Genomic DNA, 13,439 nt, shown 5'->3' with positions numbered 1-13,439 from the left:
TGATGTTTATAAGAGACAGCCCTCAGGGAGAGGGGCCGGGGGTGAGGGTGTCAGCGGCGCGGAGCACTGTGGAGACATCTCCAAATTTGAAATGACTATAAGATTGCAGCTTTCGCGTTCGGCTTCCCACTAGGCTAAGAGTAGTCTCAAAGCCGTTTTGCAGCAGGTGACCCATGTCCAAGGCAAAGATCGCACTGGACTTTCAGGCCCGGATCCCTCCCGGTTATCTCAACCTGATGGGATATGTGGACGAATCGGAAGTGAATGGGCCGGGCCGGCGCGCGGTGGTTTGGGTGCAGGGCTGCCTGCGGGAGTGCCCAGGCTGCTTCAACCCCGCTTCTTGGCCGTTTGAGGTCAACCAACTGGTCAAGGTTGCTGACTTGGCCGAGCAAATCCTCAGCAACCCCAGAAACGAGGGAGTGACCTTCTCGGGAGGAGAGCCCTTCTGGCAGGCTCCTGCCCTGGCCAGCTTGGCGCGGCTCCTGAAGGCGAAAGGGCTAACGGCGATGGCCTTCAGTGGATTCACGCTGGAAGAGTTGCGATCCCCCCAGGCTCCCCCCGGCGCCCAAGAGCTGTTGCAGGAGCTGGATATTTTGGTGGACGGGCCCTATCTGCAATCCCAGGCCATTCGCTCCCCCCACTCGCTGGTCTCTTCCCGCAACCAGCGGGTACATGTCTTTAACCCTGCCTTGGAAAACCAACTGAATTGGGCCAGCAACCAAGTGGAAATCCATATCCTCAAAGATGGAACCCGCATCGTCACCGGCTACGGCGGGCAGTTTCTCTTCGACGAGTCCGAACGAGGCTAGCGCGCCTCCACAGGGATCCTTTATCCGCGCACCCGCAACGGCTCGCGGCGATAGGCGGGCAGTTGCCAGCACATCTCCAGCCAGTTTTTCAGCTCCTCCGGCTGGCCCATGAGGCTCATTTCCACCAGCAAAATGGCAGCTCGATCGCCGGCTCCTTTGGATCCCAGACGAATCAGGGCAGATAGACTTTCTTCCCGCCAGCAGACGGATACCCCCTGCCGGATCAAGGCCCGAGCCGCAACGGCAATGCAGGAGGGTGGCACCTGGATATCTCGCCGCTCGTAATCGATAGTAGGCAGCATGAACGGCAACCCAAATCTTTATTATGTTTTAATCTTCTTCCCTTTTTGCCGGCTTATCCTGGGTCTTTGCGAATTGTGAAGTGATCTTTTGTAAACTTTTTGATACCGAGTAACATCGTCTGGGGGTCTGAGAAAAAGGACGGGGATCCCTGCAGAAGGCTTAAAAGATAGCAGCCGTTTCTCAGCTCGACCTTCTCACAGCCGCGAGAATGGCTGCATTGGCAGGAGATGGAGAGATGCGAGCAGAAGGTTGGGAAAGCCGGGTGGGTCGCTGGTTGCCCAAAGCTACCCTTGTGGGAGTGGCGTTGATCCTGGTGGCGGCGGGCAGGCCGCTGCGCTTGGTGGGCAACGGCGAGAATATGGTGCTGTTTACCTGGGGTGGGGGAGTGAGCCCGACTGCTTTGCAGCCAGGGCTGCATTGGGTGCCGCCTTTTGTCTCGCGCACCGTTACCTTCGACGTAAAAACTCAGGCTCTGACCTGGAAGGACAACGACCCGACTGCCTATGCGCCGCGGCTGGTGGCCCTCTCTCAGGATGGGCAGCAGATTGCGGCTGAGGCGACGCTGCAATTTCGTATTCTCGATGCCCCCAAGGTCTACACCCAACTGGGGGAGAACTACTTGGATCGCATTGCCCCCATCGTCCGGTCGGTCATCTTGAATGAGACCAGCGGCTTTTCCGCCCAAGCTCTCTATTCCACCGAGCGCCCGCTGCTTCAAGGACAAATTCGCGAACGGGTGGCCCTTTTGCTGAAGGAATATGGCGTCGAGGTTTTGGACTTTCTGCTGCGGGATGTGGATTTCGATCCCGATTTTGTAGCCGCTATTGAAGCAAAAACTATTGCCGAAAACCAACTGGCGCAAAAACAATTTGAGATCGAGCAGGCGCGCCAAGATGCCCGCAGCATCATTGCTCAAGCCGAGGCAGAAGCCGGCCAATTGCGAGCCAAGGCCCAGGCCCTCACCCAGAATCCCAAGTACCTAGAGGTGGTGAAAGCCTCGGTTCTGGGATCCCGGCTGGAAACTTTGATAACCAAATAGAAAACCTAATAGAAAAAGGACTCCGTCCCGCTGACGCGAACAGTTTTCGGGCCTGGCCCCATCTGCTCCAGCTCTTCCCTCAGACCTCAAAACGGGATCAGCCACTATGTATTCAACAGAAGAAGCACACCAGAGTAAAGTTGGTTGGCTAACTTTGGGCGGGATTGCCCTCTTGGCAGCTTTGGGGATGCTCCGCGCCTGCCTGTATGTCACTTTGCCCGGCCATGCCACTGTGGTGTTTAATACCTTTTCTGGGTTGCAAAAGGGGCGGGTAGAATTGCCGGGAGTGATGTTCCGGATCCCGGGGATCGAGACGCCAATCACCTACAGCGTGCTCACCCGCGTTTGGGAGTTTACCAACAACCCCAACTCGGCCAATGCCATCAGCAATGCCATCACGGTAAACACTGCTGACGGGCAGGCTTTTGCCGTCGATGTGGCCATTGCCCTCAGGCCCAACCTTGCCACTTTGGACGAGCTGCACGCCACCATCGGCGAGAACTATCTTGTGACAGTGGTGGTGCCGGTGGTGCGCTCCAAGATCCGCGATATCTCTGCTTCTTTCGATTCCGAAGATTTTTACCGCAAAAGCCAGCGCACAGCCATCGAGCAGCGGGCTCTGGACTTGATCCGCCAAGAGATGCCCACCGTCAACCGCGATGGCCAAGCCCTGCCCCTGATCCAGGTAGAGGGCCTCTTTCTGGGCAACCCCGATTTTCCGCAAGCCCTGCGAGATTCCATTGAACGCAAACAGGTGGCCTCGATTACGGCACAAACAGCAGCAGTGCGGGCGCAAATTCAACAAAAAGAAACCGAGCGGCTGTTGATCCTAGCGGCAGCCAACCAGCGGGCCATCGAGCTAAAGGGACAGGCGGCAGCGGAAAACGCGCAACTGGCGGATCTGCTGTTTTACGAAAAGCTGCAGGAGCGCATCCAAAACCCGGCGGACTCACTGCCACCTCTGCGCATCATTCGCGTCGAGGGGGATGCCACCGTGTTCCTCAACGTGGATCCCCGACAGGCAGCCGCGCAACAGGCCCAATAGTCAGGCCTGGCCACGCCGTCGGAGCTCCCAGGGCAGGGTGGGGTGGTGGGCAGCCGGCTGCGCTTTGGCCACAACAATCACCCCGGCCACCGGGATCCCAGCGGCAACCAAGACCTGCTGCGCCGCTTGAACGGTGGAGCCGGTGGTGTAGATGTCATCCACCAACAGAACTGGCGTGGCGGGAGCGTACTGGAGGGCAAAGGCGCCTGCCAGATTTTGCTGGCGTTGCAGCGGGTTGAGCTCATATTGGGCCGCCGTGGCCCGCACCCGCACCAAAGCTTCAGGTAAATGTCTTAGACCCGTCCGCTCACAAAAGGCTTGGCTGATCAGGGCCGCCTGATTGTAGCCCCGTTGCCGCAGGCGCTCCGCATGCAGAGGGATGGGGACTACCGTATAGTCCGAGCCGTAGGCCCTACGAGAGCCTGAAGAAGGTTGCCGGCTTTCGAGCCAGCGGGATCCCAGCCATTCCCCCAAAACCGCGCCTATGCGCCGCTGTCCTTCATATTTCAGGCAATAGAGGGCCCTGCGCAGCGCTCCCCGGTGGATCCCCCAAGCATAAAGCGGCCAAGGCGAAGTGGTAACTGGCCAAGAGTCGAGCCGCTCCGCCTGCAATCGCTGCTGACAGTCTCGACAAAACACAGCCTTGGCCGGGCGCTGGCAGAGCGGACAGGGAAGCGCAATCCACCAATCCAGCCAGCCCATCGCCTGTTGCCCCTCTCCCCACCTCCTGCCGATGGCTCCAGTCTAGTCAAAAGACTCAAGTCACAGCCCCGGCAGCAGATCCCTAAGTTGACGCTGGGATCCCGCCTTGCTAGGATTCAATACTGCCGGATAACTTGAGTTGTAGCCTTCTTTGCCAGCCCATGCCCACCATCCAGCAACTGATCCGCGAGGAGCGCAGCGTCGCCGTCCGCAAAACCAAGTCCCCTGCCCTGAAGGGTTGTCCACAGCGGCGGGGGGTTTGCACCCGAGTGTACACGACAACACCCAAAAAGCCCAACTCGGCGCTGCGAAAAGTAGCTCGCGTTCGCCTCACTTCTGGCTTTGAGGTCACAGCTTACATTCCCGGCATCGGCCACAACCTGCAAGAGCACTCGGTGGTCATGATTCGCGGAGGACGAGTCAAAGACCTGCCCGGCGTGCGCTATCACATTATCCGCGGCACACTCGATGCTGCAGGGGTAAAAGACCGTAAGCAAGGCCGCTCCAAATACGGGGCCAAACGGCCCAAGCCCGGCCAAGCCCCAGCCGCCGCCGGCAAGAAAAAATAGCCTTTGGCATCTCGCTTGTCCTCCTTTCCCAACCCTTTCTGCAACAGGTAACCCACCTCTTATGTCTCGCCGCAACCGTGCGCCTCGCCGTGATGTGCCACCGGATCCCAAATACGGGAGCCGCTTGGTCACCATGCTGATCCGCAAATTGATGCAGAGGGGCAAGGCCTCCCTGGCTGCCAGGATCCTTTACGAGGCTCTGGACATTGTGCGGGAGCGCACCGGTCAAGAGCCACTGCCTCTGTTGGAAAATGCTGTCCGCAACGCCACCCCCCTGGTGGAGGTCAAGGCGCGTCGGGTGGGCGGGGCTACCTATCAAGTCCCGGTGGAGGTGAGGGGAGAACGAGGAACTTCCCTGGCGCTGCGCTGGTTGGTCACCTTTTCCCGCGCCCGTCCCGGCCGCACCATGGCCGCCAAGCTGGCCAATGAGATCATGGATGCGGCCAACGAAACCGGCAGCACCATTCGGCGGCGGGAGGAAGTGCATCGCATGGCCGAGGCCAACAAGGCCTTTGCCCACTACCGCTACTGAATCCGTTTGGCAGGGCGGTGGGTAGTCCCTGGGATCCCTGCTCTGTCCACCCAGAGTTCGGGCAAGTGGAGCAAAATCGGCAAAAAAGATTAGAATTGTAAAGGATTTTTTAGGTTGCCCAAATCGCAGGGCGACGAGGATTGGGAGGTTGACGTGGCACGCACAGTTCCCCTGGAACGAGTCCGAAACATTGGCATCGCGGCTCATATCGATGCCGGCAAGACCACGACCACAGAGCGGATCCTTTTCTATTCCGGTCTGGTGCACAAAATTGGCGAAGTGCACGACGGAACTGCGGTAACCGATTGGATGGCTCAGGAGCGGGAGCGGGGCATCACCATCACGGCTGCGGCCATCACCACCCGTTGGACCAAGCGGGATCCCGAAAACCCCTCCCAACCTCTCGCTGGCGCACCGGAGTACACCATCAACATCATCGACACGCCTGGGCACGTGGATTTCACCATCGAGGTTGAGCGCTCCATGCGGGTGCTGGATGGGGTAATCGCCGTCTTTGACTCGGTGGGCGGCGTGCAACCTCAGTCTGAGACCGTCTGGCGGCAAGCCAATCGTTACAACGTGCCCCGCATTGCCTTTGTCAACAAAATGGATCGCATGGGGGCCAATTTCCTCAAGGTTTACAACCAGATCCGGGAGCGCCTCAAGGCCAACGCTGTGCCCATCCAACTGCCCATTGGAGCTGAAGACGGGTTCCGCGGCATCGTCGATCTGGTGCGCATGCAGGCCCGTATCTACATGGATGAGATCGGCAAGGACATTCGTCCCGCCCCCATTCCGGAGGAGATGAAAGATCTCGTGGCGGAATACCGGGCCAAGCTGGTGGAGGCGGTGGCCGAGACCGACGAAGCCCTGATGGAGAAATACTTTGCCGAGGAAGACCTGAGCGAAGCCGACCTGATGGCTGGTCTGCGCAAAGGCACCATCAGCGGCCAAATTGTGCCGATGCTGTGCGGCTCTGCCTTCAAGAACAAGGGTGTGCAGATGCTGCTGGACGCGGTGGTGGATTACCTCCCTTCTCCCATCGACATTCCCGCCATCAAGGGGGTGCTGCCGGATGGCTCGGAGGTGGCGCGCAAGGCCAGCGACGATGAGCCTTTCTCGGCGCTGGCCTTCAAGTTGATGAGCGATAAGTACGGGGATCTGACCTTCATTCGCGTCTATTCGGGAGTGTTGACCAAAGGCACCTATGTGCTCAACTCCACCAAAAACAAAAAAGAGCGCATCTCCCGCCTGGTGGTGTTGAAAGCAGATGAACGTTTGGACGTGGATGAGCTGCGGGCAGGCGATCTGGGGGCTGTGGTGGGCCTGAAGGACACCACCACCGGAGACACCCTCTGCGACGAAAATGCTCCCGTGATCTTGGAGTCTCTGTTTATCCCAGAGCCAGTGATCTCAGTGGCTGTAGAACCCAAAACCAAGGCCGACATCGATAAGCTCTCCAAGGCCCTCCAGGCCTTGGCCAAAGAGGATCCCACCTTCCGCGTCTCGGTGGATCCCGAGACCAATCAAACCATCATCTCCGGCATGGGCGAGCTGCACCTGGAGATCCTGGTGGATCGGATGCTGCGGGAGTTCAACGTAGAGGCCAATGTCGGCAACCCGCAGGTGGCCTACCGCGAAACCATTCGCAAGCCGGTCAGCCGGGTCGAAGGCAAGTTTGTTCGCCAGAGTGGTGGCCGGGGTCAGTATGGCCATGTGGTTATCGACCTGGAGCCTGCAGAGCCGGGTACAGGCTTTGAGTTTGTCTCCAAAATCGTGGGTGGCGTTGTGCCCAAAGAATATGTCGGGCCGGCTGAGCAAGGGATCCGGGAAGCCTGCGAATCCGGCGTGCTGGCAGGCTATCCCCTGATCGACATCCGCGCCACCCTGGTGGATGGCTCCTACCATGAGGTGGACTCCAGCGAAATGGCCTTTAAGATCGCCGGTTCGATGGCTCTGAAGGAGGCAGCTCGCAGAGCGAGCCCTGTCCTTCTGGAGCCGATGATGAAGGTCGAGGTGGAAGTTCCTGAAGCCTTTGTGGGGGACGTCATCGGGGACATCAACGCCCGCCGCGGCCAGATGGAGGGGATGAATACGGAAGGCGGCATCACCAAGGTCAATGCCAAAGTTCCATTGGCAGAGATGTTTGGCTACGCCACCGATATCCGCTCCAAAACCCAGGGTCGAGGCACCTTTACGATGGAGTTCAGCCACTACGAGGAAGTTCCTCGCAGTATCGCCGAAGCCATCATTGCCAAAAACAAAGGAAATGAGTAGCTGACTGAAACCAAAAAGGAAGTGACGATTCATGGCACGCGCTAAGTTTGAACGTACCAAACCCCATGTCAACGTTGGCACCATCGGCCATGTTGACCACGGCAAGACCACTTTGACGGCTGCCATCACCACCACCTTGGCTGCTTTGGGTCAGGCCACAGCCAAACGGTATGACGAGATCGACGCAGCGCCGGAAGAAAAAGCCCGCGGTATCACCATCAACACCGCCCACGTGGAGTACCAGACGGAGAAGCGTCACTACGCCCACGTGGACTGCCCCGGCCACGCTGACTACGTGAAAAACATGATCACGGGTGCAGCCCAGATGGATGGAGCCATCTTGGTGGTGTCTGCGGCTGATGGCCCCATGCCCCAAACGCGGGAGCACATCCTGTTGGCCCGTCAGGTGGGGGTGCCCAGCTTGGTGGTCTTCCTCAACAAGGTGGACATGGTGGACGATCCAGAGCTGCTGGAGCTGGTGGAGCTGGAAGTGCGGGAGCTTCTCTCCAAATACGACTTCCCCGGCGATGACATCCCCATCATCAGGGGATCCGCCCTCAAGGCTTTGGAAAGGATGCAGGCCAACCCCAAAACTCAGCGCGGCGAAGATCCCTGGGTGGATAAGATCTACGAGCTGATGGATGCGGTAGACTCTTACATTCCCACGCCGGAGCGGGATGTGGACAAGCCCTTCCTGATGGCCGTAGAAGACGTTTTCTCGATCACCGGTCGGGGCACGGTGGCCACAGGCCGGATCGAGCGGGGCCGCATCAAGGTGGGCGAAACGGTGGAACTGGTGGGGCTGCGGGAAACTCGCTCCACCACCGTTACTGGTCTAGAGATGTTCCAGAAGACCCTTGATGAAGGGATCGCTGGCGACAACGTCGGTGTGCTGCTGCGCGGCATTCAGAAGAACGAGGTGGAGCGCGGCATGGTGCTGGCCAAGCCCAAGAGCATTACCCCGCACACCAACTTCGAGTCTGAGGTGTATGTCCTCAAGAAAGAGGAAGGAGGTCGCCACACGCCGTTCTTTGCCGGCTATCGTCCCCAGTTCTATGTACGCACCACCGATGTAACCGGTACCATCTCCTCCTTTACGGCTGACGATGGCTCGCAGCCGGAGATGGTGATGCCCGGCGACCGGGTCAGGATGACGGTGGAGCTGATCCAGCCCATCGCCATCGAGCAGGGGATGCGCTTTGCCATTCGCGAGGGTGGTCGTACCGTCGGGGCGGGTGTTGTCTCCAAGATCCTGAAGTAAGTTGTCTTTTCCCGGCAGGGATTGAGCGCTGGTTGCCCCAGATCAACTCGATCCCTGTCGGTTTTTTGTTGTAGCGTTCTCTTTCTCCGGCCATGCCTACCCTGACCCAACAGAAAATCCGCATTCGCCTGAAAGCCTACGATCATCGGCTGCTGGATACTTCTTGCGACAAAATCGTGGACACGGCCCGTCGTACCGATGCTGTGCCCGTGGGCCCCATCCCTCTGCCTACCCGGCGCCGCATCTACTGTGTGTTGCGTTCTCCGCACACCGACAAGGATTCGCGGGAACATTTTGAAACCCGCACCCACCGCCGCATTATCGACATCTATTCCCCCTCTTCCAAAACCATCGATGCTTTGATGAAGCTGGATCTGCCGGCGGGGGTGGATATTGAGGTGAAGTTGTGATGGCTCTCCGGGGATCCCGGTCTTCGCAGTTGTAGAGCGTGGATGAGGGTGGCAAGGGGTGACGGCAGCGGTTGATCCGGTCGATCAGGGGTTGGCAACTCCAGAAGCCAACCCATCCCCCATCCCGGTCTTGGTGGTGGGGGCACTGGGCAAGATGGGGCGGGAGGTGGTGAGAGCTGTTGCCCAGACGCCCGACATGACCCTGGCGGGGGCGGTAGCCCGCTCGCAACTGGGCTTGGACATCGGCGAGGTGCTGGGCCTAGGATCCCTGGGGGTGGAGATTACCGATGACCTAGCGGGGCAGTTGCTGAGGTTGTCGCAGCGGAGCAGCCGCGGTGTGATGGTGGATTTCACCCATCCGCAGGCGGTGTTTGAACATGTCCGCTCGGCCATTGCCTTTGGGGTGCGCCCGGTGGTGGGGACAACGGGCCTGACGCCGGAGCAGGTGGAGCGGCTGCGGGATCTGGCGGATAAGTCGGGGGTGGGCTGTTTGATCGCGCCCAACTTTGCCATCGGCATGATTTTGTTGCAGCAGATGGCACTGCAGGCGGCGCAATATTTTGACCATGTTGAGATCGTCGAGCTGCACCACAACCGCAAAGCGGATGCCCCCAGCGGCACGGCCCTGCAGACGGCCCAACGGCTGGGTCAACTGGGCAAAGCCTTCAACCCGCCCGAAGTGGAAGAAAAAGAGCTGCTCCCCGGCTCGCGGGGCGGGATCCCCGGCCCCAACATTCCCATCCACAGCGTGCGCCTGCCGGGGCTAGTCGCCCACCAGGAGGTGATCTTCGGCGGCATGGGGCAAACCCTTACCTTAAGGCACGACACCACGGATCGGGTGGCTTTTATGCCGGGGGTGATCCTGGGGATCCGCAAGGTGCTGCAGCTCAAGGGATTGGTCTACGGGCTGGAGCAGGTGTTGAGCTAGCCAGCCAGAGGGGGGATCCCGGCCTCGTCCAGGATACGCGGGATGAGATGTTCGGCTTTGACGGCCATCAGGTGCACGCCGTGGCAGATCTGACGGGCCTGGCGCACCTGTTCGGCGGCGATGCGGATCCCTTCTTCTAGGGGATGGGGAGCGTTGGCCAGCCGTTGGATGATGGCGTCCGGGATTTGCACCCCCGGCAGGTTGCAGTTGATGAATTGGGCATTTTTGGCGGATTTGAGCAGGAAGATGCCGGCCAGGATGGGCTTGCCGGCGGGGCGACCCAGCTTGTCCATAAAGCGCTCCAGTTGCTCGAAGTCGGTCACCATCTGGCTTTGGAAAAACTGGGCCCCGTTTTCCAGCTTGCGCTGGAAGCGCCGCTCCAGGCCGGAAAAGCTGCCGGATTGGGGTTCTACCGCTGCTCCCGGAAACAGACAGGTGCCGCCGTCGGGGAGGGGCTTGCCGTTGCAGTCGAGGCCATTGTTCAGCCGCTGGATAAGCCGCAGCAGGCGCACCGATTCCAGGTCGAACACAGCGCGGGCGTCGGGGCAATCGCCGATGTGGATGGGATCCCCGGTGAGGGCCAACACGTTGCGCAGGCCGAGCGCCGAGGCCCCCAACAGATCCCCCTGCAGAGCCACGCGGTTGCGATCCCGACAGGCCAACTGCAGGATGGGTTCAACGCCCACCTGATGCAACAGCAGCGAGGCGGCCAGGGGGCTCATGCGGGCCATGGCGCGGTTGGAGTCGGTGATGTTGATGGCATGCACCCGACCTTTGAGCTGCTGGGCCAGAGACAGCAGGGTGCTGGTGTCGGATCCCTTGGGGGGTGTGATCTCGGCGGTGAGCAGGAACTCCCCCTCCTGGATGGCCTGGGCAAAGCGAGACAAGGGGGGTGATGAGGGGGTCAAGGCCACAATTGCGGAAGAAAAGGTAAAACGGCTGGCCTATTATCGACTTTTCCGGGCGATTTTTCCAGACAGGTTGCCCTCTTTTAGGGCTTGGGCGAGGGAAGGGGGCTGGGCGGGGGTTGCACCTGCATTTCCCCCAGCCATATCTTGGCATCCCCCTGTTGCAGATGCTGCTGCCAGTCCTGGGCTGCTGCAGGCGGGATCCCATCCGCGCCCAGGGCCCAGCTCCAGCCAATTACCTGGGGCCAGCGTTGGTCTTCTAGACCTGCCAGCAGAGGTTGAGCGGCTTCTGAGCCCAAGGCCGGCCCGCGGAGCAGCACAGGCACTTCCGGGTTGAGAGCCACAAGGCGGCGGTACATCGGTTCAAAGGTGGCGGGATCCCCCGGTAGGCTCAGCCAATCCATCTCAGAGAACCCAGCCCAGGCGGACACGGCTGCGGCATCTTCTCCCTCCAGCTCCACAACCCAGAGCAAGTTGGCCTCGGAGCGCAGGGTTTGCATCAGGTGTCGGTAGGCCCGTCGTTGCAATTCGGGATCCCCGTCTCCCACAACGACGGCCAGGATGATGGGAGTGGCAAAGCGCTGGATGGCGCGGGCCCAAGAGCGCAAAGTCTCGTCCTGTTCCCCACTGGCCAAGGCGGAAAGCTGAGCCGGATCCAGCCGCAGGCGCAGGTAGGGAACAGAGCCGCTCTCCCGCAGGCGACTGGCCAACGACTGCGGAAAGTCCTGGCGGGGATCCCACAGGTGTTCTACGGCTGCCCAGGCAGGGGGCTGGCCGATGGCCTGGCGATAGGACAAGAGCTGCTCCCAAGTTGGCATGCCCGACCAGGCGACCCCGTGATACAGCCGGCCCGTGGGGGGCGGCAGCGGCCTGCCCCGTTGAAAGGGAGCAGAATCGGGCGGAATCGGGGAGGTTAGAAGCCAATCCAGCCGCAAGGCAGCAGTGGTGTTGGCAGCCGGCAGCGGGAAGGGGAAGATCCAACTGCGCTCCTGGAACCAGCCGCGGCTGATCTGCTGAGGGTGGAAGTCCTGGGGAGGCGGCAGCGGCTCCAGCGCGTCTTCTCCCCAGAAAGCCCGTTGGATCGCCAGGCGCACCCCCTCGCCGGGGTGAATCAGAGGCGTGGTAGTATCCAGGTGCAAGCTGCCGCTGAGGCGGGTGGACGTCTCGTGGGGCTCAACGCGGAAGGAGAAGGTGAGCTGGTCAGGCCGATAGGTGCCCAAGGCGCGGGAGGAGGGGGTGGGGGGTGGGGATCCCGGTTGCCATGGAATACCCTCGCAGTCGGTGCAGGGAAGGAGAGCCTGCGGATGGAGCGCAACGGGAGCCTCGCGGGCAGATTGCAACTGCTCAGACGTGATGACAAAGCTGGCCCAAAGGTGCTTCAGACGGGGATCCCGACCGGGTGGAATATCGGAGAAAGTTCGCCCTGGGGGTGTAGCCGTGCGGGTGCCGGCAGCCGTGCCGTCCAGAGGCAGCGTAGAAACTGGATCGCCGGCACAGCTCCCCAAAAAAACGACCGACAAGATCAGCGGCAGCGCCCAGCAGATTAAGGGCTTGAGTGTGCAGTTGGATGGCTGCCTCCGGGATCCCTGGATCATGGCTTCACCTCAATACACCACTCCTACGTGAGGCCCGCAAAGGGTTTTCCCGCTAACCGCTAGCAGGATCTTGCCGCAAAGGCCCGCTCTCCAGGTCTGATCCCGATCACATCCTTGGTCGCAGCAGAGCCCGCCCGCACCGTCTGAAGGCGGGCCAAAGCGGGGAACGCCGGCCCCTACCCCTGCGGCACCGCCGCCGCTTCCGGGTAGATGACCAACATGCCCTCGTAGAGGATTTGGCTGGGCTGCAACTCCAGGCGGTCGATGCGCACGCCCGGATCCAACTGAATGGGGAAATCCGCCAGGCCGGGGATGGGGATCTCTTGGCCTTCGCTCACCCACAGAGGGTTGACCAGCCGCAACTGGTTGGGGCCCTGGGCCTGTAGCCCGGTTAGCACCGTAACCGGCACCTCCACCCCCTCGGGAGTCACCAATTGGGCCTGGATGCGCAGCCGATTTTGCTCCAAGGTGACCTGGGGCTGGCGGATCAAGAAGGGCACCGCTTGACCTCCAAAGGGCAGTTGCACCTGTGCCTGGGCCAGTTGAGACTGGATGAGGGGAGCCTGAAGGGTGCGGTTAAGATCGTCTTCGGTGAGGCGCAAGCTCACCTGCACCGGCACAGGGGCCAACAGCCGCAGCGGGCTGCGTCCTTGGATGGCTTCGCCCACGTTGAGGCGAATATCCTGGCCCTGCAGCCGCAGGTGGCTGACCTGAAAGCCTTGATAGCTGAGGTTATCCCCCGACACCTGGGCCTGAGGGATCTGCCCGTTCAAGATTTGCGCGTCGGAACCGGCGATCTGCACCTGCAGGTTGTCCACCTGCTGCACCTCAGAGCGGATCCAGGCGGCCACCAAAGGGCTGAGCAGGGATCCGGCAATCTGGGCAAATCCGGGCCAAGGCCAAAACATGGTGGGCAAGCCAAGCAGCAGTGCCAACCCCAGCCGCTGCCCTACTGGCGAGAGCCGTTGGCGACAGCGGGCTGCAAGAGAAGAGGGATCTGGAGCAGGCCGACGGCAAGACGGGAACAGCACTGGGTACCTCAGGAGCGACGACAAGCGATA

The 13,439-nt window shown here is 60.7% G+C and carries 14 protein-coding genes; 9 read left to right on the top strand and 5 right to left on the bottom strand.

The annotated features are described in order from the left end of the window. The first annotated feature begins 173 nt into the window (after positions 1-173). Entirely contained in the window at positions 174-809 is a 636-nt protein-coding gene (locus tag NW857_RS04135; RefSeq protein ID WP_414368027.1) for a 4Fe-4S single cluster domain-containing protein, read from the top strand. 20 nt (positions 810-829) lie between these two features. On the opposite strand, the gene NW857_RS04130 is transcribed toward NW857_RS04135, so the two are convergent. Beyond that, a complete protein-coding gene (locus tag NW857_RS04130) occupies positions 830-1,111 on the bottom strand; it encodes a hypothetical protein (RefSeq protein ID WP_414368026.1) in 282 nt (93 codons plus the stop codon). Positions 1,112-1,347: 236 nt separating this feature from the next. On the opposite strand from NW857_RS04130, the gene NW857_RS04125 reads away from it, so the two are divergent. Both NW857_RS04125 and NW857_RS04120 read left to right on the top strand, forming a co-directional pair. Continuing rightward, positions 1,348-2,151, top strand: a complete 804-nt coding sequence (locus tag NW857_RS04125) for a prohibitin family protein (RefSeq protein ID WP_414333482.1) — start codon at positions 1,348-1,350, stop codon at positions 2,149-2,151. Positions 2,152-2,257: 106 nt separating this feature from the next. Further along, positions 2,258-3,196, top strand: coding sequence for a prohibitin family protein (locus tag NW857_RS04120; protein ID WP_414333480.1), 939 nt, complete (start codon positions 2,258-2,260; stop codon positions 3,194-3,196). On the opposite strand, the gene NW857_RS04115 is transcribed toward NW857_RS04120, so the two are convergent. Continuing rightward, positions 3,197-3,898 (bottom strand): ComF family protein, encoded by a 702-nt coding sequence (locus NW857_RS04115; RefSeq protein WP_414368023.1) that lies wholly within the window; start codon positions 3,896-3,898, stop codon positions 3,197-3,199. Between the two features lie 161 nt (positions 3,899-4,059). Here NW857_RS04115 and rpsL point away from each other — a divergent pair, with 161 nt between their 5' ends. The 6 genes from rpsL (at position 4,060) to dapB (ending at position 9,875) form a co-directional block, all read left to right on the top strand. After that, positions 4,060-4,467 carry a 30S ribosomal protein S12 gene (gene rpsL / locus NW857_RS04110; RefSeq protein WP_414333476.1) on the top strand — a complete coding sequence of 136 codons (408 nt, stop codon included), beginning with the start codon at positions 4,060-4,062 and terminating at the stop codon, positions 4,465-4,467. A 61-nt stretch (positions 4,468-4,528) separates the two neighbouring features. After that, positions 4,529-4,999 carry a 30S ribosomal protein S7 gene (gene rpsG, locus NW857_RS04105; protein ID WP_414333474.1) on the top strand — a complete coding sequence of 157 codons (471 nt, stop codon included), beginning with the start codon at positions 4,529-4,531 and terminating at the stop codon, positions 4,997-4,999. Between the two features lie 153 nt (positions 5,000-5,152). Continuing rightward, complete coding sequence (gene fusA / locus NW857_RS04100; protein ID WP_414338541.1) at positions 5,153-7,276, top strand: elongation factor G; 2,124 nt, start codon at positions 5,153-5,155, stop codon at positions 7,274-7,276. 31 nt (positions 7,277-7,307) lie between these two features. Continuing rightward, complete coding sequence (gene tuf / locus NW857_RS04095) at positions 7,308-8,537, top strand: elongation factor Tu (RefSeq protein WP_414333470.1); 1,230 nt, start codon at positions 7,308-7,310, stop codon at positions 8,535-8,537. Positions 8,538-8,629: 92 nt separating this feature from the next. Beyond that, positions 8,630-8,947, top strand: coding sequence for a 30S ribosomal protein S10 (gene rpsJ, locus NW857_RS04090; RefSeq protein WP_414328725.1), 318 nt, complete (start codon positions 8,630-8,632; stop codon positions 8,945-8,947). 91 nt (positions 8,948-9,038) lie between these two features. Further along, positions 9,039-9,875 carry a 4-hydroxy-tetrahydrodipicolinate reductase gene (gene dapB / locus NW857_RS04085; RefSeq protein ID WP_414333497.1) on the top strand — a complete coding sequence of 279 codons (837 nt, stop codon included), beginning with the start codon at positions 9,039-9,041 and terminating at the stop codon, positions 9,873-9,875. On the opposite strand, the gene NW857_RS04080 is transcribed toward dapB, so the two are convergent. The 3 genes from NW857_RS04080 to NW857_RS04070 all read right to left on the bottom strand — a co-directional run bounded on the left by NW857_RS04080 (position 9,872) and on the right by NW857_RS04070 (position 13,286). Then, a complete protein-coding gene (locus NW857_RS04080; protein ID WP_414333468.1) occupies positions 9,872-10,789 on the bottom strand; it encodes a methylenetetrahydrofolate reductase in 918 nt (305 codons plus the stop codon). The two genes, dapB and NW857_RS04080, sit on opposite strands and share 4 nt — an antisense overlap. A gap of 77 nt (positions 10,790-10,866) precedes the next feature. After that, complete coding sequence (locus NW857_RS04075) at positions 10,867-12,303, bottom strand: hypothetical protein (RefSeq protein ID WP_414333466.1); 1,437 nt, start codon at positions 12,301-12,303, stop codon at positions 10,867-10,869. Between the two features lie 251 nt (positions 12,304-12,554). Next, the gene (locus NW857_RS04070) at positions 12,555-13,286 is read right to left on the bottom strand and encodes a DUF2993 domain-containing protein (protein WP_414368021.1); all 732 of its coding nucleotides are present in this window, start codon (positions 13,284-13,286) and stop codon (positions 12,555-12,557) included. Positions 13,287-13,439 lie beyond the last annotated feature (153 nt).

The sequence above is a fragment of the Synechococcus sp. H55.9 genome (assembly GCF_047462355.1).
Taxonomy (GTDB): domain Bacteria; phylum Cyanobacteriota; class Cyanobacteriia; order Thermostichales; family Thermostichaceae; genus Thermostichus.
This window is presented reverse-complemented; position numbering and strand designations above follow the sequence as displayed.

Bases quoted from the DNA above. Each gene is read 5' to 3' on its own strand.
- NW857_RS04135 (WP_414368027.1), top strand. From the start codon at position 174: ATGTCCAAGGCAAAGATCGCACTGGACTTTCAGGCCCGGATCCCTCCC.
- NW857_RS04130 (WP_414368026.1), bottom strand. From the start codon at position 1,111: ATGCTGCCTACTATCGATTACGAGCGGCGAGATATCCAGGTGCCACCC.
- NW857_RS04125 (WP_414333482.1), top strand. From the start codon at position 1,348: ATGCGAGCAGAAGGTTGGGAAAGCCGGGTGGGTCGCTGGTTGCCCAAA.
- NW857_RS04120 (WP_414333480.1), top strand. From the start codon at position 2,258: ATGTATTCAACAGAAGAAGCACACCAGAGTAAAGTTGGTTGGCTAACT.
- NW857_RS04115 (WP_414368023.1), bottom strand. From the start codon at position 3,898: ATGGGCTGGCTGGATTGGTGGATTGCGCTTCCCTGTCCGCTCTGCCAG.
- rpsL (WP_414333476.1), top strand. From the start codon at position 4,060: ATGCCCACCATCCAGCAACTGATCCGCGAGGAGCGCAGCGTCGCCGTC.
- rpsG (WP_414333474.1), top strand. From the start codon at position 4,529: ATGTCTCGCCGCAACCGTGCGCCTCGCCGTGATGTGCCACCGGATCCC.
- tuf (WP_414333470.1), top strand. From the start codon at position 7,308: ATGGCACGCGCTAAGTTTGAACGTACCAAACCCCATGTCAACGTTGGC.
- rpsJ (WP_414328725.1), top strand. From the start codon at position 8,630: ATGCCTACCCTGACCCAACAGAAAATCCGCATTCGCCTGAAAGCCTAC.
- NW857_RS04070 (WP_414368021.1), bottom strand. From the start codon at position 13,286: ATGTTTTGGCCTTGGCCCGGATTTGCCCAGATTGCCGGATCCCTGCTC.